Genomic DNA, 22,632 nt, shown 5'->3' with positions numbered 1-22,632 from the left:
GTAATTTTAATAAGAAGTTGATATGCAAGACCTACGGCAGCTGCAGGAAAAATTATTTTTCCAGACCCGGAATATCTTTGTGAAACTGGGCGAAACACAAAATGCAGATGAGCTGATGGCGCTGCAAAATCTCCTCGATAAAGCGACTGAAAATATTGCTTTTCTCAAGTTCAATGCTGCCTATCCGGAATACTTTACGCAACCCGAAGCACCGGCGCAGGAAGCAGCTCCGTTGCCGGATGAGCCACAGCGGGTTCCCCTTCCGCGCGTAGAGGTTACCTTGGACCAGCCTGAACCAGAAACCTTGGTTCCTTCTCACGAAGAAGTAGAAATGCAGTCCGAAACTGATTTACAGCCGGTCAGTTTTCAATCAACTGCATCTGAAGAGACCAACACAGCAGATATTCATTATGAAACAGCTCCGGCTGGTGAGAAAAAATTCCGCTTACCTTCTATTAAAGCTTTAAAAACAACACCGCTTCCCGAATCAGTTGCCGATCTTCCTGTTCAGCAACCAGCAGAACATCCGGTACCGGAGACCAGAAAAAAACCTGAGTTCCGCCTGGATCTGAATGATAAAGTAGCTTTCACCAAAAGTCTTTTTCAGGGAAATGAAGAAGAGCTGAGAAACACCATTGCGCAGTTGAACAGTTTCGATACCATGCAGGAAGCCAAACAATACTTAAGCGACCTTTACCACGACAGAAACTGGAAAAAAGCGGATGAGTACGCCCAGCGGCTCTGGAGCCTGGTCGAAAATAAATTCATGTAAATTCCTTTGATGATCAACGATATCAACGATTTTCACCGCGTCTTCTTCATCGGTGTCGCCGGCTCCGGCATGAGTGCCTTGGCACAATACCTGAGCGGAACCGGAAAAACTGTGGCCGGCAGCGACCGTTATTTTGAAAATCCTGCTTCTGCAAAAATCCGCCGCCAGCTCGAAGCTCAAAATATTTCCTGTTATCCGCAGGACGGCATTGGTGTTACACCTGAAACGGATCTGGTTATTGTGTCCACTGCGATTGAAGACCATATTCCGGATGTGAAGAAAGCTAAAGAGCTTGGCATTCCGGTGTTGCGCCGCAGCGAATTGCTGGCCCTTATTTCACGCAGCAAAAAAACCATCGCGGTTGCCGGAACTTCCGGAAAATCAACAACGGCGGCGATGCTGTATCAGATTCTTCTGGACGCCGATTACCACCCAAGCATTATCTCAGGAGCGGGCCTCACGACTTTAATTAAACAAGATAAGATAGGAAATGCAGCCGTTGGCACCGGTCACTGGCTGATTATCGAAGCAGACGAAAGCGATGGCTCCGTGGTACAATACAAGCCTGAAATCGGCTTGCTGCTTAATATTGATAAAGATCATCAGGAGATTGAGGAACTGATAGAACTGTTTACTACTTTCCGTTCCCACACAAAAGGGTTGTTTATTACAAATCAGTCGAACAGCTTAGCAAAACAACTGTCTGTTGACAAACAATACGATTTCGGCTTTGAAACCGAGGCAGGATACAGCGTTGAAAACTTCAGGCAAATTGGTTTTATAGTAAGCTTTACCCTTAAAAACCAAAATTTCACGATGACCTCTTTGGGTCGCCATTCGGCTGAAAATGCGGCAGCTGCTGTGGCCGTCGCCCATCAGATTGGGATTTCACTGGAAACCTGTGCGCAGAGTTTAGCGCAGTATGAAGGAATTTACCGCCGCCATCAGATTCTCGGCAGCAAGAATGGCGTTACCGTGATCGATGATTATGCCCACAATCCTGCCAAGTGCGCCGCTTCAATCCAGGCCTGTCAGCCACTGGCACCGAAAGTAGTCGCTTGGTTTCAGCCACACGGTTATAAGCCGACACGATTTCTGAAACCGGATTTTATTTCTGAAATTGCCAAAGTACTGCGGGCGGAAGATGAAATCTGGATGAGCGAAATCTATTACGCCGGCGGCACTGCCACCAAGGACATTTCTGCACAGGAACTAACCGAAGGCATTCGCGAAACTGGCAAAAAGGCGTTCTTTGTGGAAAACCGCGAAGAATTATTAAGCCAGATTCGTCCGCACCTGAAAGAAAATACCGTTTTCCTGCTGATGGGTGCCCGCGATCCGGGGCTGGAAGATTTCGTGCGAGCGGTATATGCAGATTTATAAATGTAAAGTATATTAAATCAGCACTCTAACTTTAAAATTCAGTAAAGGAAACTTCTTTTTTAAAAACCGATTATGAGCGGAATCTTATATTTTGTACCAACGCCGATTGGCAACCTGGAGGACATGACGTTCCGCGCCATCCGCACGATGAAAGAAGTGGATTATATCCTGTGCGAGGATACCCGCACTTCGGGCATTCTGCTTAAGCATTATGAAATTTCCAAACCGCTGCGCGCGTATCATCTCCACAATGAACATCAGGCTACGGCCAAAGTCATTGAAGATCTGGCTGCCGGCCAAAATATCGCTTTGATTACCGATGCCGGCACCCCCGGAATTTCCGACCCGGGTTATCTGCTGGCTCGCGCTGTCGCTGAAGCTGAGCTGGAAATGCAGTGTTTGCCGGGTGCAGTGGCATTTGTGCCGGCGCTGGTAGTTTCCGGTTTACCAAATAATGAGTTTATCTTTGCCGGCTTTCTGCCTCCTAAAAAAGGGCGGCAAACCAAACTAAAACAGCTGGCCTCGGAAAATAAAACAGTGGTGCTCTACGAAAGCCCACACAAGATTAATACGACGCTAGAGCAGATCCTGGAATTTTTCGGGCCGGGCACCAAAGCGAGCCTGAGCCGTGAAATCTCCAAGAAGTTTGAAGAAACCAAGCGCGGCACCATCGAAGAGCTTATTGCCTTTTCCAAAACAAAAACATTGAAAGGCGAAATGGTGCTCATCATTAACAACGTAATTTAAAGAAAAGAAATATGGGATTATTATCAGGTAAAGTAGTATTAATTACCGGCGCTACACGGGGAATCGGGAAGGGCATTGCGGAAGTATTTGCCAAAGAAGGAGCGGATGTTGCCTTCACCTACGCCGGTTCGGTGGATAAAGCACAGGCGCTGGAAAAAGAACTGGGCGCAACAGCGAAGGTGAAATCCTATCAGTCCGACGCGTCCGATTTCGAGGCGGCGCAGCAACTGGTGGCACAGGTCATCGAAGATTTCGGGAAAGTGGATATTCTGATTAATAATGCCGGGATCACCCGCGATAATCTGATGCTGCGCATGTCCAAAGACGACTGGGATACTATCATCAAAGTAAATCTGGATTCTGTGTTTAACCTGACCAAAGCAGTGATTAAGCCGATGATGAAGGCGCGTTCCGGCTCCATCATCAACATGACCTCCGTGGTCGGTGTGAAAGGAAACGCAGGCCAGGCGAATTACGCGGCGTCCAAAGCAGGCGTAATTGGCTTCACCAAATCCATCGCACTCGAGTTGGGATCCCGAAATATCCGTTGCAACGCCGTGGCACCGGGCTTCATCGAAACCGAAATGACCGGTGCACTGGATGAGAAAACAGTACAGGGCTGGCGCGAAGCAATTCCCCTGAAGCGTGGCGGGCAACCGCAGGATGTGGCAAATGCCTGCCTGTTCCTGGCGAGCGATATGGCGGCATACATCACCGGCCAGGTGCTGAACGTGGACGGCGGAATGCTCACTTAATTTTTTAGGAGCAGAAAGGTCCGGCTTTATCTGAAGCTGCGTCCCGCCGTCCACTGTATCTCCCAGTCCGGCTGTCGCCTGCCCGGGAGGATGCCGTTTCCGTCGGGGCTATTTTTGAAAGAAATATAAATCATTTGCCATTTCCTGTAAATGGCTTTTTCTTTGCCGCGAAGCTTTCCAAAAACAAAGAATGGCAAACCTTTCTTTTACTCCGGCGGAAACGAACCGTATTATTGAAATGGCGTGGGAAGACCGTACGCCCTTTGAAGCGATTGAATATCAGTTCGGGCTGCCCGAAAGCGGTGTCATCCGGCTGATGCGTGCCGAGCTTAAACCCGCGTCTTTCCGGCGGTGGCGGCAACGTGTGAACAGCAAGTGAGCAGTAAACATCAGCAGCTTCGCTCCGAAGAAATAAAACGCTTCAAATGTTCCCGACAGCGGACCATCAGCCGGAATCATATCTCCAAAAGATGACCACCAACTATCCCGATATTCTGACGCAAGTTGAAGCCATCGATCCGGTTGCTTACGATAAAACCCGCAACTTCACGGACGGTGCTGTTAAGCGCTTATCGCCCTATATTTCCCGTGGTGTCATTAGTGGCAGGCAAATTATTTCCAGCTTGAAGCAGCGCGGTTTTCAGCTGCCAGAAATGATGACGCTGCTTCGTGAGCTCAGCTGGCGCGAATACAACCAGCGCGTCTGGCAGGCACGCGGCGCCGAAATTGATTTTGATTTAAAAAGTCCGCAGGAAGGAGTTTGTGAGTACGGCCTTCCGGCTGTGGTATTGCAACACCAAACCGGAATTCAGGCGCTCGATTCCGCTATTAAGGAATTATATGCGACCGGCTATATGCATAACCATGTACGTATGTATGTGGCTTCCTGTAGTATGCAATATTGCGCGCTGTCATTGGAAAATTCCGGCGCAGTGGAAATTAACAGGAGCGAAAACTATTTTCTATTATAAAGAACATTCAAGCAACGTGCACTATCAGGGAACAGAAGTTCCGCGCGACTGGCTATTCCCGCAAGTGACCGGTTATTTTCCCTCCTTTTCAAAATATTGGAAACAGTGTTTGAAACACCTAACATAATTTAATTCAATACAAAGTTTTATGGTTTATCACAGTGCGGATCTCGAATCACTGGAAACCCGCTTTCGCGGTAATCTGATCAATTCTTTAGGCGGATTTAAAAGCCTGGTTTTGGTAGGAACTGCCAGTACGGACGGGAAAGAAAACCTCGCAGTCTTCAGCAGCCTGTTTCACCTGGGCGCGAATCCTGCTTTATGCGGCCTGATCGTCCGTCCGGCAGAACCTGGCTTTAATACGCTGGGAAATATAATGGCTATGGGGAAGTACACACTCAACCACGTGCATCCGGGTATAGTACGGCAGGCACACCAGTGCAGTGCTAAATACCCTCAGGGTGACAGCGAATTTAGCGCGACCGGCTTGCATCCGGAATACCGGTTTGATTTTGACGCACCTTTCGTCCGGGAAAGCCATATCAAGTTCGCTTGTGAACTGGTCCAAAAGACGGATATCGAAATCAACGACACTACCTTGTTGATCAGGAAAATCACGCACGTGCTGGTAGCGGAGGAATTCATCGGCAGCGATGGTTTCATCGATCTGGAACAGGCTGAAACGGTAACCTGCAGTGGCCTGGACAGCTACCATACCACTCAAAAAATTGAACGGCTGTCCTACGCCAAAAAAGACCGCCTACCCGAACCGTTATGAAAGGAATAAAGAAACAACACCTTCCCACCAAGGTCTGCAAAACCTGCGGCCGCCCGTTCAGCTGGCGCAAGAAATGGAAAAAGGTTTAGGAGGAGGTGCAATATTGCAGTAAGAAATGCAAAAGGTAGGTGGCACGTGAAACATTAAATTTAACTAGAGATTTGTACACATGCTGATTTCGGTATAGCTATTCGATTGTTTTTCTAGGTCGTGCAGAGAATCTGCAGCTGTCTTTAAAAATTTACCTAATGATATTATCCTTTCGAGGTTTTCGTGATTAAATAATATTGATGCTAGAATAATGTGAGGTCTCGGGGCTTCCTCTCTGAAATGCGTAACAATTCGCTAAATCGAATAAAAACAATGCACAAGGACTATACTACATATCTGTCCCAACATTAACCCGCCGCAAGCTCAGCTTGCGGCGGGTTCACATTTTTTCTTTAAAATAAATCAGCATTCCAACACGCCGCGCAGCTGCGCGAGATGTTCATGCGCCGTCAGATCAAACTTAACCGGAACGATGGAAATATAGCCATCAGATAAAGCGGTTTCATCCGCATCGTGGCCGGAATCCATATTGTTGAAATAGCCGGTGAGCCAGTAGTATTTTTTACCGTGCGGATTAATCCGCTCATCGAAGTTTTCTTCCCATTTGGCATCTGCTTGGCGACAAACTTTCACACCTTTAATTTCTTCTTTCGTCAGTTTCGGGATATTCACGTTGAGCACCACACCTTTGGGCAGCGGGTTGTCCAGCACTTTCCGGACGATATCCTGAATGTACTCTTTGGCCTGTGTAAAATCGGCGTCCCAAGAAAAATCGAGCAGTGAAAAACCAATCGACTGTAAACCTTCCACGCCCGCTTCCACAGCGGCACTCATGGTTCCCGAGTAAATCACGTTGATAGAAGAATTCGCACCATGGTTAATTCCTGAAACCACCAGGTCCGGCTTGCGCGTCAAGATCTGATTCAGGGCAAACTTCACGCAATCTACCGGCGTGCCGCTCAGGGAATAATCGGATTGCGGCCCGTCTAGTGTAATTTCCTCAAAGGTCAGCGTTGAGTTAATTGTAATGGCGTGTCCCTTTCCGGACTGCGGGCTGTTGGGCGCCACGACCACCACGTCGCCAATTTCGTTCATAAATTCCACCAGGTGGCGAATTCCGGGAGCGGTAATTCCATCATCATTGGTAACCAATATCAGCGGTTTTTTCATATAAATCGGAGTTTTCCACAAATTTACTTAAATTATAGTGCGCGGTAGGAGAGAAGGTACTAATTTTGATTGTTTATACCCCGCTGTAACATTTGCAGAAATTCGCAACTAATTATTCAATATCATTATACCCATATGTTCAAAAATTTTAAACTGAATATTTTACTGCTGTTAATCCCGTTTACCTGTCTGGTTTTCTGTTTTAATGCGCCGAAGAATGACGACGAAAAGATGTCGACTATTATGATCAGCGTTAAAAACACGCTCAGTTATCTGCATTATGCCCCAAAACCGATTAATGATGCCTATTCAAAGGAAGTGTACAAACATTATTTTGAAATGGTGGATCCTGCCAAAAGGTATTTCCTGAAATCAGATATGGCGGAATTTGCGCAGCACGAAACCAAGCTGGATGATTATCTGAATCAGGGCGATTTGCGTTTTTATAAACTGACGGTTGACCGTTTGTACCAGCGCGTGGACGAACTCGATAAAATAACCCAGGATATCCTGGCCAAACCCATCGATTTAAATGAAGATGAAACGCTGATTCTGGAACCCAAAGCGAAACAACATCCTGCCAACACAGCAGAAATGGCGAAAGAATGGAAAAAGTATATTAAATACAACATTCTGCAGGAAATGGAATCACTCACAGCCAAGGAAGAAGCCCAGCGTGAAAAGAAGGATTCTGTACAGCGTCATAAATTACAGGATACCATTAAACTGGAAGTGCTGACAGCGGATGAAAAACGCACAAAGGCAACTCAGGAAGTAAAAGAACTCATTACCGATACCTTCCGCCGTTTCAAGAAACGCAGCAAAAAAGACTGGTTCACTGTGTACATGAACGCTTATACCGAGGTGTTTGATCCGCATACCAATTACTATTCTCCTAAAAATAAGGAAGAATTCGACAGTCAGTTTAAAGGAAAAATCATCGGGATTGGTGCCGTTATTCAGGAGAAAAAAGGTTATTTGTATTTAGGGCCGCTGACGATCGGTGCGCCTGCCTGGAAATCCAAGCAACTGTCGGAAGGCGACAAGATTTTGAAAGTAAAATCCAAGCCGGGAGAAGATGCCGTGAACGTGGTGGGCATGCTCGTGGATGAAGCCGTACGCCTGATCCGCGGAAAGGAAGGCACGAAAGTGACGCTGACCGTTGAAAAGAAAGACAAAACCGTGCGCGAAGTTACGATGACACGTGAAGAGGTGGCGATTGAAGATACCTTTGCCCGCAGCCTGGTGGTGAATGCGCCGGACGGCAAGAAATACGGTTTCATTCACCTGCCGAGCTTTAATGCTGATTTTGAAGACGCCAAGGGACGTAACGCTTCAGATGACATTAAAAATGAAATCGTAAAACTGAAAACGCAGAACGTACGGGGAATTATCCTGGACCTGCGTAATAACGGCGGCGGCAGCTTAACCGAAGTAGGCGATATCATGGGCTTGTTCATGGATACCGGTACCTATGTTCAGGTAAAAGAAGGAACCGGAAAGATCCAGACGCTGCGCAATAAAAACAGCACACCCATCTGGACCGGCCCGGTCATTATTATGCAGAATGAACTGTCCGCCTCCGCCTCCGAGATTTTAGCCGGTGCGATGCAGGATTACGGACGCGGCTTGGTATTAGGCTCGCCGCAGTCATTTGGTAAGGGAACTGTGCAAACCTTTGTGGACCTGAACCGTTTCCTGAACACTACAGATGATTTCGGTTCTTTGAAACTAACCATTCAGAAATTCTACCGTGTGAGCGGGGAATCCACGCAGCGTAAGGGAATCCAGTCGGATATCCGGATGAAGGACTTCTTTACCTACTCTGAAATCGGTGAGCGGTATGATGACCATGCGCTAGCCTGGGACAAGATTCCGGCTGCAGACTACCGTCCGGTGAACTACTTCGCGGTGCAAGCCCTGCAGAAGAGCAGCGAAGCGCGTTTGGAAAACAACCGTACTTACCAGCTGATTCAGGAATCTGCGCAATGGAAAGAAAACCTGGATAAAGAAGAAAGTATTCCGCTGAATCAGGCGAAGTTTAATGAAGTCATGAAAACCCGCAAGGAACAGCTGAAGAAATACAAAGTTCTGCAGAAATTTAATAACGGCCTCAGCTTTAACCTGAATCCGGATGAAGTTATCCGCGAGAAGAAAGATGAAGCCTTCCGCAAGAAGACGCAGAACTGGACGAAAAACCTGCAGCGCGACCTTTATTTGCAGGAAGCTGTCAATACCATGGCAGAAATGAAATAGATGTCAATATCACTTACACACAAACCACCGGAATCTGCCGGTGGTTTTTTTTGTACCGTTCAGCACCGGAAAAGGACGGTTCAGTCAAAAGTTATTTGTGGTTTGCTCCGTCTGGACTACATTTGATTTATAATTAAAAAAGATGCAACGCAAAAGCCTGATCACCATTGCCTGGATTACCTTTTTTATCGGGAATGCCAGCTTCGTGTTTTTCACGCCGGTGAAGACATGGCAGAATTACCTCGTGAATATGGCGTTCGCTTTTCTGTACAGTTTTACGATTGCTGTCGGGAATGGCGTGGTGAATGATTATCTGAGCCGCAAATATCCCTGGGAAACCAAAACGCGAATCCGGACCATTCTGGGAATCATCGCGACGCTGATCGTGAATATCGTATTGGTGCTGATTTGTGATTATATTAATTTTATCTGGTTTCAGGGGCGGCCGGTGTCCAAATTCTTTGAAGGTTCGATGGCGCTCTCTCACTGGTTGACGATTAATATTGCGCTGCTGATCTCTGCAATACTGCACGCCAGCGGTTTTATGAAAGCCTTAAAGTCGTCCACACAGAAACAGGTCATCCGGCAGAAATTCATCGCTAAAGCTGCAGATGCACGGTTTGAAAGCCTGAAAAACCAACTGGACCCGCACTTTCTCTTTAATTCACTGAATGTGCTGGATGCGCTCATCGATGAAAACCCGCCGCAGGCGCAGCGTTTCACGGCTTCCATGTCTAAAATTTACCGGTATGTGCTGGACCAGAAAGATAAAGAAACGGTGACTGTCGCTGAAGAAGTTGATTTTGCACGAACCTATGCTGAACTGCTCAAAACAAGGTTCGAAGACAGTGTACTTTTTACTTTTAATATAGCGGCTGAAGCTGAAAATCGCTACGTGGTTCCGCTCTCATTGCAGCTGCTATTGGAAAACTGCATTAAACACAATTTTGCAACCGCTCAGAAACCATTGCACATTACCATTAAAACTGAAAAAGAGACGCTTATCGTGGAAAATACGTTGCAACCGCGGCCTGTCATCAGCGACCGCGAAGGCATTGGTCTTGCGAACATTGTGCAGCGGTACGCGCTGTTAACCAAGGCCGAAGTGATCGTCGAGGAAACGCCTGAAACTTTTGCTGTCCATATTCCTTTATTACATCAAAAACAAAATATCATGAATGCTACTGAACGCACACAAGATGAAGCCTATCGTAAAGCGGCACGCCGCGTGCGCGAGCTGAAAAGTTTTTATTCGAACCTGATTTCTTACTGCCTCGTCATTCCGTTTCTCATATTCGTCAACCTGATGACTTCACGGGAGTATTACTGGTTCTGGTGGCCAATGCTCGGCTGGGGCCTGGGACTGAGTTTCCACGCCATGCAAACCTTCGGTGTGGGTCGTAACTGGGAGGAAAAACAAATCGAGAAAATCTTAAATCAAAACAAAAAATAAATACCATGGAACACTTCAACCAACACGAACAGGAATACCTGATGGCACAAAAGCGGGTGAAAGAAATCAAAGGGTTTTACATCCATGCGCTTGTCTATGTAGTAATTAATGCCGGCCTACTGCTGGCGAATAACCGCTCCGGTGCAGATTTTTCCAGCATTAATGCTTATTGGACGGCCATTTTGTGGGGTGTGGGACTGGCTGCTCACGGCGCTTCGGTGTTTCTGCCAGGCCTGCTTTTCGGCGCAGATTGGGAACAAAGAAAAATCCGCGAACTGATGGATAAAAACAGAAAGTAAAATTCTATTGGCTTACGTTAAGGAAAGCGCATTTGCCATAATTTATGTAGTTTTAATTTATATTACTGAGGCTTGATAACTATTTCGACCATTATCATAGAAGATGAAAAACCGGCAGCCCGCAAATTGCAGCGGCTGCTGGCTTCTTTTCCTGATCTCACATTGGTAGCAACTCTTCATTCGGTAGAAGAGGGAATTGCCTGGCTGCAGCAAAATGAAGCACCGGACCTGATATTTTCTGATATTGTGCTGGGCGACGGTCTGTCGTTTGACATTTTCGAGCAAATTCCCGTCCGGAGTTTTATTATTTATACCACGGCGTTCGACCAGTACACGCTACGGGCGTTTAAACTGAACTCGGTGGATTATTTGCTGAAACCCATTGTGCCAGAAGAACTGGCGCAGTCCATTGAAAAGTTTAAGTCTTTTTTACCTGAAAATTTTCCGGCACAGAAAGGCCTGAAGCATTTGATCCGGGAAAGTAAGCCGGTGCTCTCCAGAATTTTAGTGAAAGTAGGGTACAACCTGAAAATTATCCCAACCACGGAAATTGCCTGCTTCTGGACGGAAAATAAAATAGTGTATCTGCAAACTGCAGACCGCGCGTACCCAACCGATTTCACGCTCGATGAACTACAGGACTCGCTGGACAGCCGCTGCTTTTACCGGGTAAGCCGGCAGTTTATCATCAATTCAGATTTTATTGAAAACATTCATACTTCGCCCGTGTACAAAGTACATCTCCGTTTTCAGCCCGAAACTGAAATTACCGTCAGCCGCGAGCGCGTAAAAGATTTTAAAGACTGGCTCAGCGCCTGATTTGCCTATGGACTGGATTCTACTTTTAGAAATACACGGCTGATTTCGCCGATGTTGTAGTGCTCTTACTTAGTGGTAGGGTAAAAGTTCCCTCACCCAATCACCCCGCTCCCCAGCAGCTCCTCACCACGATACCACGCCGCAAACTGGCCCTCCGCCACCGCAGATTGCGGCTGCTCGAATTCCAGATACAAACCGCTGGCAAACTGATGCAAAGTGGCCCGCTCCAAAGGCTGACGATAACGAATACGCGCCTGTACTTCTAACTGCCCACCCTCTTCCAGACGCAGGTCTTCGCGAACCCAGTGAACATCCTCCGGTGCAATACGAATCACCCTGCTGAACAAGCCCGGGAAATTTTTGCCCTCGCCCACGAACAGCGTGTTGCTTTCCATATCCCGCGAAATAATGAAACATGATTCCGCATGACCGCCAATTCCCAGCCCTTTGCTCTGCCCGATGGTGAAATAATGCGCGCCCGGATGCCGGCCGATGACTTTGCCGACGTTTTTATTGTAATTTATCTTTCGTGATAAATATTCCAGCTCCTCTTCCTTCGTCGAAAATTCCGGCAGCGGCTGCTGGAAACCGGGAAAATCTTTAAAAATTTCCACAATATCACCTTCCTTCGGCTCCAGTTGTTGCTGCAAAAAAGTGGGTAAACTCACTTTCCCGATGAAGCACAGTCCCTGTGAATCTTTCTTGTCAGCGGTCACCAGGCCCATTTCCCGCGCAATCTCGCGCACTTCCGGTTTGGTGAGTTCGCCTATCGGAAATAAAGCCTTTGAAAGTTGCTCCTGACTCAGCTGGCACAAAAAATACGACTGGTCTTTGTTCTGGTCTTTGCCGGCCTGCAAATGGAAAATTTCCTTTCCGTTTTCGTCCGTAGTCGAATCAACCCGCGCATAATGGCCAGTCGCCACCTTATCAGCGCCCAGCGCCAATGCTGTTTTCAGGAATACATCAAACTTCACTTCGCGGTTACATAGCACGTCCGGATTCGGCGTGCGGCCCTTTTCATATTCGGCGAACATATAATCCACAATCTTTTCCTTGTAGAGCTCGCTCATATCAATCACCTGAAACGGAATGCCGAGTTTTTTCGCGACCATCAGTGCATCATTGCTGTCTTCAATCCACGGACATTCATCTTCCAGCGTCACCGAAGCATCATTCCAGTTACGCATAAAAAGCGCCACCACTTCATGCCCCTGCTGCTGGAGCAGATACGCTGCCACACTGGAATCCACACCGCCGGAAAGGCCAACTACAATTTTCATAACCAAATTTGTTTACTCCTCTGAGACACAAATAATCACGCGCCCCCAGAGGGTTGCAAATTTACAACAATAATCACAAAATTCTTTTGGAGCAGGCAGTTGGGATTATTCGTTCACGTGCGGTCCCGCTTTCACTACTCGCTTGCCGCGCCGGCTGGCGCCGGCGCGGCAGAGCTCAGACAGGCCGTTCAATCGGGGCTATTAGGGAAGTTTCTGGACATTGTTTCACGTGAAAATTTTTCCAGATTCACTCATGATTTTAAAAAGCTGTACTTTTATCTGAAATATCTCACCCCATGAAAAAGGCAGCTTTTTTCCTATTTGTGATCCTTTCGGTTTCATTGCAGGCACAATTCACTTCTGCAGTAGCATCAGATTCGCGCTGGACCTTTGGCGGTTCGGCCGGTCTTGGCGGTTCTTTTGGCAGTGGAAGTGCTACGTCGGTGTACCTCTCACCGCGCGTAGGATACAAACTCACTGAAAGTACGGAAGCCGGACTGGCCGGTAATTTCACCTGGACCAACTCCAGGTATTATTCAGCAACAACGGTGGGTGTCGGCCCTTTCCTGAATCAGTATATCGGCCGCAATTTTTACCTGAGCGCTCTATTTCAGGAATACTTTTTTAATCAGAAAAACAAAGTAAACAATCTGAAATATTCGGGGGATGAAACGGCATTGTATCTGGGTGCTGGCTTTATGCAGCGCATCGGCGACCGTGCCTACCTCCAGATTGGCGGGATGTACAATGTGTTGTATGATAAAGATAAATCCGTCTTCAGCAGCGGTTTTGTGCCGAGTGTGGGCGTTGTGTTCGGCTTATAAAAAAATAAACTGCCGCAGCTTCAGCTGCGGCAGTTTTGCTTAAGGTTTTTGATTGATGAAATAAACAGCTTCTTCTTTTCCCCAGTTCGGGTGGAGTGGGGTGGCGGGTTTAAATCGGTCATACTGCGCCAGCGCTTTTTGGAACAGCTGAACGGCTTTTTCCTTATCACCGCCGAACTGCGCCGGCGTGAAATACATGTCTTCTGCACGCAGCAGCGTAATCCGTGGATTTTCCGGCGACAGTTGTTCCGCTTTTGCCAGTGCCTGCAAGCCCAGCTTGCTTTCCGTCATGTACCGTTCCTGCGGGTTCACCAGCATTCTGAGGCCGTGAATCATTTTTTGCACCACATATAATTCACTGTCGTCTTTATTGAGCTCGATGGCTTTGTCCAGTTGCTTTTGCGCTTCGGTTGTGATCGCATCCATCGTGGAAAAATCGTCGTTGCGCATCATGACCCGTCCGCGCGCCACCGTACTGAGTGCTGCGTAATAGTAGGGCAGGTACTGCGTTTTCTCTTTTTCGGCAATCCTGATAAAAGCATGGCTGGCAGCCGTGAATTCTTCCGGCGTTTTGGCTTTGTCCATTTGCGCGATTTTTTCGGTCATGGCCTTTTCGTAAGTAGTTTGTCCGGCTAACGAAAGCGACAACAGACAAACAAACAGTAACAATAAATTTTTCATAATAATAATTTTAAAAGTGATTTGGAGGGTTTAAAGATAGTCGTATTTAGAGAATAGATATTTAGAGAACAGATGTTTAGAAAATAGATATTCAGATAATAGATATTTAGTTAGGAGACACTCAGATGATAGATATTAGAGGTTGCTATTAATGGCTTCTTCTGTGCGGTCCGTTCCAAAGCTGATGAACGCTCCCACAAAAATGAAACTGTTGCTGGCTGGTGTTACTGCCCGGCTTCGCAACCCATCTCCGGAAAACTGATAACCGTACACATTTTTTTCGCCGAGCACATTATTTAGTGCCAGAACAAAAACAATAAATGATTTCCGGTCGGCTTTTCCCAGATTTGGCAAATAATTTAGGCTTATATTCAGGGCGCTGTAGGACGGTGTGGTTCCGCGGTTTTGCAGTATGTAACTTCCCGTGGCGTCCGGTTGAAAATGATAATACGGTCGTCCGGTTGCGTAGGTATAGGAAACATTAAATCCTGTTTTCCATCGGGTCACAAACTTCTTCGCCACGAGAGAAGCCGTATGGCCGGCTGCAAAGTCCGGAAAGAGCATGCGGTCATACACTCTGTCGTTTCGGCGGGAATCCAGGTAAGAATAGGAAATCCAGTAGTCAATTCCCGGCAGCGTTTTGCGGTCGCGCCAAAAGAGTTCGGCACCGCCCGCATATCCTTTCCCGTCATTATTCACCGCCGTTTCCTGGTGATTTAAAAATTTTGTCTGAACAAGATGGTCGTATTTTTTATAAAAACCTTCCAGTCGCAGATTACGCCCGCTGATATTTTGCTCCAGCTGAAATACATAATGTGTCGCTCCTTCATAATCAGGAACATATGTGCTGACCAGCTGCATTTCAGACGTCTGATAATATATTCCGGTGGCCAGGGAAGCCGTAAGGTTTTTTGAGAAACGGTAAGCGGCCGCCAGGCGTGGTGCGATATTCCAGCGCTTCAGCAAATCGCTGTATTCGGTGCGAACTCCTGCTTTCACTGAAAAGATCTTGCTGAAAGCCAGATCGGTTTCGGCAAAACCGGCCGTCAGATGATCATCATATTGCAATGGTTGCGGCAGGAAGGAAAGCCTGGTGATTTCGTGGCTGTCATTGTATTCTATCCCGGCGCGCACGGCGGATATTCGGTTAATTTTTCTTTCTGCCGTGGCGCGGACATTAAAATAAGTGTCGGCCTTGATAATTTCAGTCTCAGCTATTTTTTCTTCTGCCTGCAAAGAAAGTTGATCAATTTCATTTTTATTATAGGTTGCTGACGCTCCTGCCTGCAGTAACCACGCACCGGTTTTCTGCCGGAAGGATAAACTGTGAAACGTGTTTTTACCTTTCAGAAAAGTTTGTTCTGTGTCGGCTTCCGGTTCCAGACTTTCACGCTGTACACCAACGCGGTTCGCATCCAGGCTTCCGTAATATTTAAACATGCCGCCGCTTTTGGTTTTATGATGGAAATTAAATTTGGTGCCGATACTTTCCGGCGCTTTTTTAAAATCAGTATTAAAAGAAAGCAAATCAGTCATCAGTCCTAAATTGGAATATGAAGTATTTATTCCTGCAGACGTATTTTGGTTTTGATTAACATATTGATAGCCTCCACTGATAAATAAAGGTGAAATGCTGAGATTTGCCGCATTCTCATCCGGAATATCAATGCTTTCCAGAATCAGCACGGAAGAAAGTGCCTGTCCGTACGCGGCGGAATAGCCACCACTGGAAAAGACATTGCCTTTAAACAAAGAAGTATCAAGCCGGTCCATCGCTTTCAGCCCGGGAACCGTGTTGCCGAAAAAGGTGTTCACCAGCGTATCATCCATATAGAAGCGGGTTTCCCGGCCGCTGCCGCCACGCACAAACAAGCCGGCCATATCGCCTACCTTTTGCACACCGGGCAAAGTTTCCAGTGCGGCTGTAATCTGACCGTTGGCTCCGGCGGTCGTATAAATATCCAGCGGAGACAATAAAACCGTCGCACGGTTGCGATCACTAGCTTCAATGGAGCCGGCGGAAATAACAACGGCATCAATTTCCGAGAACTGCTCTGCAAGTTGCGCATCTGTTTTCAACGGTTGTCCGTTCAGGTTGACGGCGGTTTCATAACTCGTATATTTTGGATGCGAAAAAACGAGCGTGTGCGGACCGGTTTCTTCTGTTGTTAAAGAATAAAACCCTTCCTGATTGGTGGTGCTGCCGTCATAGCTGTCTTTTAAAGTAACCGAAACATCCGAAATGGGTTTCCCGCGGAAAGTAACAGTCCCGCTGACTTGCGTTTGGGCGTGTAACAAGACACTTTGAATTAAAAACAGACCAATACAGAAGCGGAGTTGTAGTTTCATTATTGTAATTTTACACCGGTAAAGCTATTACGGAATAACATTTGCTGAAAAAATAATCCACTAAACGGTGCTTTTCTGCAACTGAACCGTAGATTACGCCACATTAAAAACAATAAAAAATAAACTTTATGAAAATCGCTACGCTTTCTACTGTATTGTGTGCAGCGGCCATCGCTGTTTCCTGTACAACCACCAAGAATTACGCTATCAACGCCAAAAGCGGCACCCAAACTCAGGGCACTGCTGAATTTAAGCAGTCCGGTAAAATGGTTTCCCTTGATTTAAATGCTTATAAACTCACGCCGGGAATTCATGCGGTACACATCCATGAGTTTGGCGACTGCTCCTCTGCTGATGGTTCATCGGCTGGTGGCCATTGGAACCCTACGCATGAAATGCACGGCAAATGGGGGAAAGATGAGCACCACATGGGCGACATCGGAAATTTAATGGCTGATAAAGACGGCACTGCCCGGCTGACGTTCAAAACCGATAAATGGTGCTTGGGCTGCAGCGATGAAACGAAAAATATTCTGGGCAAGTCGCTCATTATCCACGCGGATAAAGACGATTTCCAATCCCAGCCAACCGGAAACGCAGGCGGACGCGTAGGTTGTGTGGAGATTAAGTAAAAATTCGCTGTAAATAAGCTTGGGGAAAATAAAGAGAAATTTACTTCCCTACGCAATAATAAAAATCCCGGTCGTTGCTACGACCGGGATTTATTGTGTGAAATAATTTTAATTTAAGATTCTGCAGCAGTTTTTTCTGCCTGCTTCATACCTTCCAGCGCATCCTTGGCATCATTCAGCTTCAATGTTACCGTTTCCCCTTCGGTCAAATGTTTATTAATTAACATCTCAGCCAGCAGGTCTTCTATATATTTTTGAATTGCACGTTTTAGCGGTCGTGCGCCAAAATCTTTATCCCAGCCTTTTTCTGCCAGGAACTCCTTGGCTTCATCAGTAAGCTCCACTTTATAGTTCAGCTTTTCCAGTCGCTTATAGAGCTTGTTAAGCTCCAGGTCGATGATCTTAGCAATATCTTCTTTTTCCAGATTATTAAAGATGACAATGTCATCAATCCTGTTCAGGAACTCCGGTGCAAAAGCTTTCTTCAACGCGTTTTCAATCGTGCTGCGCGCACGTGCATCGGTAGAACTTTGTCTTGCCGTGGTGCCGAATCCAACGCCGTCTCCGAAATCTTTCAGGTCGCGCGTACCGATATTGGAGGTCAGGATAATAATAGTATTTCTGAAATCGATTTTTCGGCCCAGTGAATCAGTTACAAAACCTTCATCCAGAACCTGCAGCAGGATATTAAATACATCCGGGTGTGCTTTTTCAATCTCGTCGAGCAGTACCACCGCGTATGGTTTTCTGCGTACAGCTTCGGTTAATTGTCCGCCTTCTTCATATCCCACATATCCCGGAGGCGCTCCGACCAGTCGGGAAACAGCGAATTTTTCCATGTATTCACTCATGTCAATACGGATGAGGGCTTCATCGGAATCGAACAGTTCGCGCGCCATTACTTTCGCTAACTCGGTTTTACCAACACCGGTAGTCCCCAGGAAAATAAACGTTCCAATCGGGCGGTTCGGATCTTTCAAGCCGGCGCGGTTTCTTTGGATGGCTTTCACCACTTTTTTCACTGCGTCCTGCTGGCCAATCACCTTGCCATTCAGCATAGTGTCCATTTGTGACAGTTTATCGAGTTCGTTCTTACCGACTTTTGTCACCGGAATTCCGCTCATCATCGAAACAACTTCCGCTACGTTTTCTTCGGTAACGGTTTCTTTTTTCTCCTTCACATCTTTATCCCAGGCTTCCTGCGCCAGGGTAAGTTCCATTTGCAGACGCTCTTCTTCATCCTTGAGCTTGCGAGCTTCCAGGTAATCCTGTTTTTTCACAGCACGCTGCTTTTGCTCCTTAATCTCTTCGATGTTCTTTTCGAACTCGATGATTTCAGTCGGCACTTTCATGTTTTTAATGTACACGCGGGAACCTGCCTCATCCATTGCATCGATGGCTTTGTCCGGCAGGAAACGATCGGTGATATACCGTGAAGTTAAGTTCACACACGCCAGAATCGCTTCGTCCGTGTAGGTTACATTATGGTGGTCTTCGTATTTATCCTTAATCTGATTCAGGATCTGCACGGTTTCTTCTACTGTTGTAGGTTCTACCATTACCTTCTGGAAACGACGTTCCAGTGCGCCATCTTTCTCAATGTACTGACGGTATTCGTCCAAAGTAGTTGCACCGATGCATTGGATTTCTCCGCGCGCCAGGGCAGGTTTGAACATATTGCTGGCATCCAGGCTTCCGGTAGAAGATCCGGCACCCACGATGGTGTGCAACTCATCAATAAAAAGAATAACGTCGCGGTTCTTTTCCAGTTCCGTCATGATCGCCTTCATGCGCTCTTCGAACTGGCCACGATATTTGGTTCCTGCAACAAGGCTGGCCAAATCAAGCGTAATCACACGTTTGCCATATAACACACGCGATACTTTTTTCTGCTGAATGCGCAAGGCCAGACCTTCTGCAATAGCAGATTTACCTACGCCCGGCTCACCGATCAGCAAAGGATTGTTCTTTTTGCGGCGGGAGAGAATCTGGGAAACTCTTTCGATTTCTTTTTCACGCCCGATAACCGGATCCAGTTTGCCGTCGCGAGCAAGTGCTGTCAGGTCACGTCCAAAGTTATCGAGTGTGGGTGTTTTGCTTTTGCCACTGCCGAGGCTGCCGGTAGGCTTTCTCATCTGTCCGTATTCTTCGCGTTCATCATCATCGTCATAAGCACTCATTTTGGGCGTTTCGCCGGAGCTTTTCATAATCTTCTGATACTCTTTGGAAATGCTCTCATAATCGATGTCGTAGGAACCCAGGATACTGGTAACAGGGTCTTCCGTTTTATACAGAATTCCCAGCAGCAGGTGTACCGTATTAATCTCACTGCCCTGATACTGGCGGCACTCCAGCTCTGAACGTTTCACGGCCTGATCGGCCATCTTTGTAAAAGAAATTCTGTCACTGGCGCCGGTATAAGGATTAACGCCGGTGAGCGACATGGTTTCTATTTTTCGTTTTATCTGGGTAAGGTCCGCACCAAGGCTGCTCATCATTTCGCGCGCAGAATTCTCAGTCTTGATCATTCCAAGCAGGAAATGTTCCGTATTCAGGAACTCGCTGTGCAGGCGGCGGGCTTCATTTTTACTTTGTTTGAAAACCTGGTCCAAACCATTGGAAAATTGGTGATCCATATTATTGTTTCTCGTCTTTAAATTAATTGGCGGGACGGTGTAATTTCCCGGCTTACTCAAAGTTACAAATACTTTACCAAAGACAAATCAGGACGATATGGCAGAAAAAAGTTTCTCCATCTCATTGAAAATGTTTAGGTTTGTGTCCCAACATTTTAAAATAATGACTCCGGAGATTGTCGATATTGCCGGCTATGCGGCTTCTTTTTTTATCGTTCTCAGCTTTGCGCTGAGGGATATTCGCCAGATCCGGATCGTGAACCTTTTAGGTTGTGTTTTATTTGTTATCTATGGCGTATTTTCCGGCTATTTGTGGCCGGTCATCATTCCGAACGGAATTCTTTGCGGAATTCAGCTGTATCAATTGTTTAAGCTGGGCCGTACTAAATGAAAGTATTAGTTTCCGCCTTCAGCAGCCTGGCGACTGATCAGCGAATTGAAAAAGTTTGCCAGACACTTTATAACAATGGCTACCAGATAGAACTTATTGGTAATGACTGGGGTGGTGCCGCACCGATGCAGCGGCCTTATCCTTTTACAAGAATTCAGCACCGCGCCACTTCTTTAAAGACCGCCTATCCGGAATTCAACTGGAAATTGTATCAGCTTTTAAAACAAAAGGCGGATAAAAATACCATCCTGCTGGCCAATGATCTGGATGCCTTGTGGCCCAATGTTCTGGTTGCCAAAAAACTACAGATTCCACTGGTTTTCGATAGCCACGAAATTTATACTGAAATGCCCGCACTGCAGGGAAGATTTACCCAGAAAATCTGGCGCTGGCTGGAAAACAAACTGCTGCCCAGGCTGCCGTATATGATGACGGAAAGTGAAAGCTACGCTGAATGGTTCCGACAAAAGTATCAGGTGGATCCGGTCGTCATCCGCAATATTCCGCGCAAACTGCCCGCGCCGCGACAGCTTCCTGTAAATGATCCTAAAATCTTGTTGTATCAGGGCGCCATTAATCAGTCGCGCGGGATTCCGCAAACGGTTCTGGCCATGAAAGAGCTCAATGACGTTATTTTCAAAATAGCCGGCGACGGCCCGAAGCGTAAAGAATATGAAAATCTGGTGCGGCAGGAAAACCTGACTGATAAAGTTATTTTCCTGGGTAAATTACTGCCGGAGGATTTAAGGAAAGTAACTGCCACGGCAGATGCAGCCATTAGCCTGGAAGAAAATGGTGGCGTCAGCTATCTGTATTCACTGCCAAATAAAGTGGGGGACTGCATCCAGGCGCGAGTGCCGCTGGTGCTCATTAATTTCCCGGAAATGAAACGAATTTATAACCGCTTCAGAGTAGGGGAAATGACAGAAAGCCACGAACCCGCGGAAATTGCCGCCAAAATCCGGACTGTGCTTGCCAATGGCCGGCAATTCTACCAGAAGGCGCTTAATGCAGCGGCGGAGGAATATTGCTGGGAACAGGATGAAGCCCGACTACTGCAATTGTTCGCACGCGTGCAGGCAGAAAACTTTAAGTAAAAAGAATTATTAGTCCTCGGCGGCCAAAGCTACTTCGGGGGTGTGCTCGTACATCTGCGTCATCTTTTCAATTTCCTGCTTAATTTGGATAATCAGGTTTGGCGGCGAAAGTACCTGGCAGCGCGTGCCAAAGGATAAAATCTCCTGCCGGAAATCATACGTGGGCGCAAGGAACATTTCAAAGACTACACCGGTTTCCGTTTCAGCAACTACTTTTTGCGAATGATGCAGCGGCAGTGCTTTAATATACTTCGCCTGATGTTCATCAAACCAAAGCCTGACCGCAGTTGCCGGCTCGTCGGTGTTCGGTGCGATAATCCCAAAGGCATCTTTAAACAATTCGTCCACATTTATCGCCAACGGCGCAAAGGAACTGCCGGAAATCTCGAGGTCAGACATGCGATCCAACCCGAACGTGCGGAGCGGCATTTCCTCACCACCTGCCCGCTTTTCACTTGCCAGCAAATACCAGCGCTGGCGAAACTCCTTTAGTGCCACCGGTTTCATGACGCGATGTTGCGGTTCATCTTTCCAGAAATTCCGGTAAGTGAAGGTGATTATTTTTGAATGTTTAATGGCGTGAATCAGTCCATTCAGCAAATCCAGTCCGCGCGAAATGCGCTGCTCAAACAGCATGATATTGCTGTCGCTCTTCGCTTCCCGATACGCCTGTACCAGCAGGAGATTATCGAAGACGCTTTCCCGATGTACTGCCAATTCTTCATTTTCAATATAATAGGCTTTCCGCCGGCGGCAAAAAGAAATTTCAATGCCGGAGACTTCAAGAATGGTGTCTTTGTCCCGGCTGAAAGTCCGTTTGGTAAAATTCAACTGCGGCAGTAAATCTTTTTCTTCAAACTTTTCCTGCAGGTACGCTTCAATTTCTTCATAATTTGCGCCCCGGTCTTTTCTTCTGCGCAGAAAATCTTCAATATACTGCAGCCGGAGCATTTGTTCTTTTTTAGCCATTGTTTATATCTTTAAGACAAACCTAATCACTCAAACGGACAGGAGGTGTCTGTTTGGCGGAATTGGTTTTTACACTTTTATAATTTTAAAATCAGGTAACGGCGTTTCTGTACCGGCAGTTCGATCGCCGTGTTTTGTATGAAAGAAGTTTGCACTTCGCGTTGCGTAATCTTTCCGGGTGCTGCTGCTCACAATGATTTCTGTCCACATTCCCGTCGCTAAGAGGTTGGCTGTTTGTCTGAAAGTTACGCTTTGCAGATATGCCGGCATGATCTGGATTTCTTTAAATTAATATAAAAGTATTGCCATCAATTTTTAA

The 22,632-nt window shown here is 46.8% G+C and carries 22 protein-coding genes and 1 pseudogene; 16 read left to right on the top strand and 7 right to left on the bottom strand.

Features of this window, described 5'->3' with window-relative positions; all coding sequences use genetic code 11:
- Positions 1-22 precede the first annotated feature (22 nt).
- The 8 genes and pseudogenes from MVI27_RS03900 (at position 23) to MVI27_RS03865 (ending at position 5,495) form a co-directional block, all read left to right on the top strand.
- Positions 23-772, top strand: a complete 750-nt coding sequence (locus tag MVI27_RS03900; protein ID WP_246959380.1) for a hypothetical protein — start codon at positions 23-25, stop codon at positions 770-772.
- A 9-nt stretch (positions 773-781) separates the two neighbouring features.
- Positions 782-2,155, top strand: a complete 1,374-nt coding sequence (locus MVI27_RS03895) for a UDP-N-acetylmuramate--L-alanine ligase (protein WP_246959379.1) — start codon at positions 782-784, stop codon at positions 2,153-2,155.
- A 72-nt stretch (positions 2,156-2,227) separates the two neighbouring features.
- Positions 2,228-2,902, top strand: a complete 675-nt coding sequence (rsmI, locus tag MVI27_RS03890) for a 16S rRNA (cytidine(1402)-2'-O)-methyltransferase (protein WP_246959378.1) — start codon at positions 2,228-2,230, stop codon at positions 2,900-2,902.
- A gap of 11 nt (positions 2,903-2,913) precedes the next feature.
- Positions 2,914-3,657 carry a 3-oxoacyl-[acyl-carrier-protein] reductase gene (fabG, locus tag MVI27_RS03885; protein WP_246959377.1) on the top strand — a complete coding sequence of 248 codons (744 nt, stop codon included), beginning with the start codon at positions 2,914-2,916 and terminating at the stop codon, positions 3,655-3,657.
- A 190-nt stretch (positions 3,658-3,847) separates the two neighbouring features.
- A pseudogene (locus tag MVI27_RS03880) lies at positions 3,848-4,131 on the top strand (TIGR03643 family protein).
- Positions 4,083-4,628 carry an FAD-binding domain-containing protein gene (locus tag MVI27_RS03875; RefSeq protein ID WP_246959376.1) on the top strand — a complete coding sequence of 182 codons (546 nt, stop codon included), beginning with the start codon at positions 4,083-4,085 and terminating at the stop codon, positions 4,626-4,628. The pseudogene MVI27_RS03880 and the gene MVI27_RS03875 overlap by 49 nt, the downstream one beginning before the upstream one ends.
- Positions 4,629-4,776: 148 nt before the next feature.
- Positions 4,777-5,406 carry a flavin reductase family protein gene (locus tag MVI27_RS03870; RefSeq protein WP_246959375.1) on the top strand — a complete coding sequence of 210 codons (630 nt, stop codon included), beginning with the start codon at positions 4,777-4,779 and terminating at the stop codon, positions 5,404-5,406.
- Entirely contained in the window at positions 5,403-5,495 is a 93-nt protein-coding gene (locus MVI27_RS03865) for a DUF2256 domain-containing protein (RefSeq protein WP_416346212.1), read from the top strand. The genes MVI27_RS03870 and MVI27_RS03865 overlap by 4 nt, the downstream gene beginning before the upstream one ends.
- A 364-nt stretch (positions 5,496-5,859) precedes the next feature.
- Here MVI27_RS03865 and surE read toward each other — a convergent pair whose 3' ends face one another.
- Positions 5,860-6,627 carry a 5'/3'-nucleotidase SurE gene (gene surE, locus MVI27_RS03860; RefSeq protein ID WP_246959374.1) on the bottom strand — a complete coding sequence of 256 codons (768 nt, stop codon included), beginning with the start codon at positions 6,625-6,627 and terminating at the stop codon, positions 5,860-5,862.
- 135 nt (positions 6,628-6,762) lie between these two features.
- On the opposite strand from surE, the gene MVI27_RS03855 reads away from it, so the two are divergent.
- From MVI27_RS03855 to MVI27_RS03840, 4 genes are all read left to right on the top strand, one after another.
- Complete coding sequence (locus MVI27_RS03855; RefSeq protein WP_246959373.1) at positions 6,763-8,883, top strand: carboxy terminal-processing peptidase; 2,121 nt, start codon at positions 6,763-6,765, stop codon at positions 8,881-8,883.
- A 142-nt stretch (positions 8,884-9,025) separates the two neighbouring features.
- Entirely contained in the window at positions 9,026-10,336 is a 1,311-nt protein-coding gene (locus MVI27_RS03850) for a 2TM domain-containing protein (RefSeq protein ID WP_246959372.1), read from the top strand.
- Positions 10,337-10,341: 5 nt separating this feature from the next.
- Positions 10,342-10,635, top strand: a complete 294-nt coding sequence (locus MVI27_RS03845; RefSeq protein ID WP_246959371.1) for a 2TM domain-containing protein — start codon at positions 10,342-10,344, stop codon at positions 10,633-10,635.
- A gap of 81 nt (positions 10,636-10,716) precedes the next feature.
- Positions 10,717-11,454 (top strand): LytR/AlgR family response regulator transcription factor, encoded by a 738-nt coding sequence (locus MVI27_RS03840; RefSeq protein WP_246959797.1) that lies wholly within the window; start codon positions 10,717-10,719, stop codon positions 11,452-11,454.
- A gap of 92 nt (positions 11,455-11,546) precedes the next feature.
- Here the strand turns inward: MVI27_RS03840 and mnmA are convergent, their stop codons facing one another.
- A complete protein-coding gene (gene mnmA, locus MVI27_RS03835) occupies positions 11,547-12,734 on the bottom strand; it encodes a tRNA 2-thiouridine(34) synthase MnmA (RefSeq protein ID WP_246959370.1) in 1,188 nt (395 codons plus the stop codon).
- Between the two features lie 296 nt (positions 12,735-13,030).
- On the opposite strand from mnmA, the gene MVI27_RS03830 reads away from it, so the two are divergent.
- On the top strand, positions 13,031-13,558 hold the full coding sequence (locus tag MVI27_RS03830) for a hypothetical protein (RefSeq protein WP_246959369.1): 528 nt from the start codon (positions 13,031-13,033) through the stop codon (positions 13,556-13,558).
- A 39-nt stretch (positions 13,559-13,597) separates the two neighbouring features.
- Here the strand turns inward: MVI27_RS03830 and MVI27_RS03825 are convergent, their stop codons facing one another.
- On the bottom strand, positions 13,598-14,239 hold the full coding sequence (locus tag MVI27_RS03825; RefSeq protein ID WP_246959368.1) for a tetratricopeptide repeat protein: 642 nt from the start codon (positions 14,237-14,239) through the stop codon (positions 13,598-13,600).
- 135 nt (positions 14,240-14,374) lie between these two features.
- Positions 14,375-16,588 carry a TonB-dependent receptor gene (locus MVI27_RS03820; RefSeq protein ID WP_246959367.1) on the bottom strand — a complete coding sequence of 738 codons (2,214 nt, stop codon included), beginning with the start codon at positions 16,586-16,588 and terminating at the stop codon, positions 14,375-14,377.
- A gap of 128 nt (positions 16,589-16,716) precedes the next feature.
- Between MVI27_RS03820 and MVI27_RS03815 the strand changes: the two genes are divergently transcribed.
- Positions 16,717-17,220, top strand: a complete 504-nt coding sequence (locus MVI27_RS03815; protein WP_246959366.1) for a superoxide dismutase family protein — start codon at positions 16,717-16,719, stop codon at positions 17,218-17,220.
- 113 nt (positions 17,221-17,333) lie between these two features.
- On the opposite strand, the gene MVI27_RS03810 is transcribed toward MVI27_RS03815, so the two are convergent.
- On the bottom strand, positions 17,334-19,856 hold the full coding sequence (locus MVI27_RS03810) for an ATP-dependent Clp protease ATP-binding subunit (RefSeq protein WP_246959365.1): 2,523 nt from the start codon (positions 19,854-19,856) through the stop codon (positions 17,334-17,336).
- Between the two features lie 97 nt (positions 19,857-19,953).
- On the opposite strand from MVI27_RS03810, the gene MVI27_RS03805 reads away from it, so the two are divergent.
- Together MVI27_RS03805 and MVI27_RS03800 are read left to right on the top strand one after the other, a co-directional pair.
- Positions 19,954-20,247, top strand: a complete 294-nt coding sequence (locus MVI27_RS03805) for a hypothetical protein (protein ID WP_323134556.1) — start codon at positions 19,954-19,956, stop codon at positions 20,245-20,247.
- On the top strand, positions 20,244-21,344 hold the full coding sequence (locus tag MVI27_RS03800) for a glycosyltransferase (RefSeq protein WP_246959364.1): 1,101 nt from the start codon (positions 20,244-20,246) through the stop codon (positions 21,342-21,344). Before MVI27_RS03805 ends, MVI27_RS03800 begins: the two co-directional genes overlap by 4 nt.
- A 9-nt stretch (positions 21,345-21,353) precedes the next feature.
- Here MVI27_RS03800 and MVI27_RS03795 read toward each other — a convergent pair whose 3' ends face one another.
- Positions 21,354-22,313 carry a helix-turn-helix transcriptional regulator gene (locus MVI27_RS03795; RefSeq protein ID WP_246959363.1) on the bottom strand — a complete coding sequence of 320 codons (960 nt, stop codon included), beginning with the start codon at positions 22,311-22,313 and terminating at the stop codon, positions 21,354-21,356.
- A 69-nt stretch (positions 22,314-22,382) separates the two neighbouring features.
- Positions 22,383-22,583 (bottom strand): hypothetical protein, encoded by a 201-nt coding sequence (locus tag MVI27_RS03790; RefSeq protein WP_246959362.1) that lies wholly within the window; start codon positions 22,581-22,583, stop codon positions 22,383-22,385.
- Between the last annotated feature and the right edge of the window lie 49 nt (positions 22,584-22,632).

This window comes from Chryseobacterium salipaludis (genome assembly GCF_022968825.1).
GTDB lineage: Bacteria > Bacteroidota > Bacteroidia > Flavobacteriales > Weeksellaceae > Kaistella > Kaistella salipaludis.
This window is presented reverse-complemented; position numbering and strand designations above follow the sequence as displayed.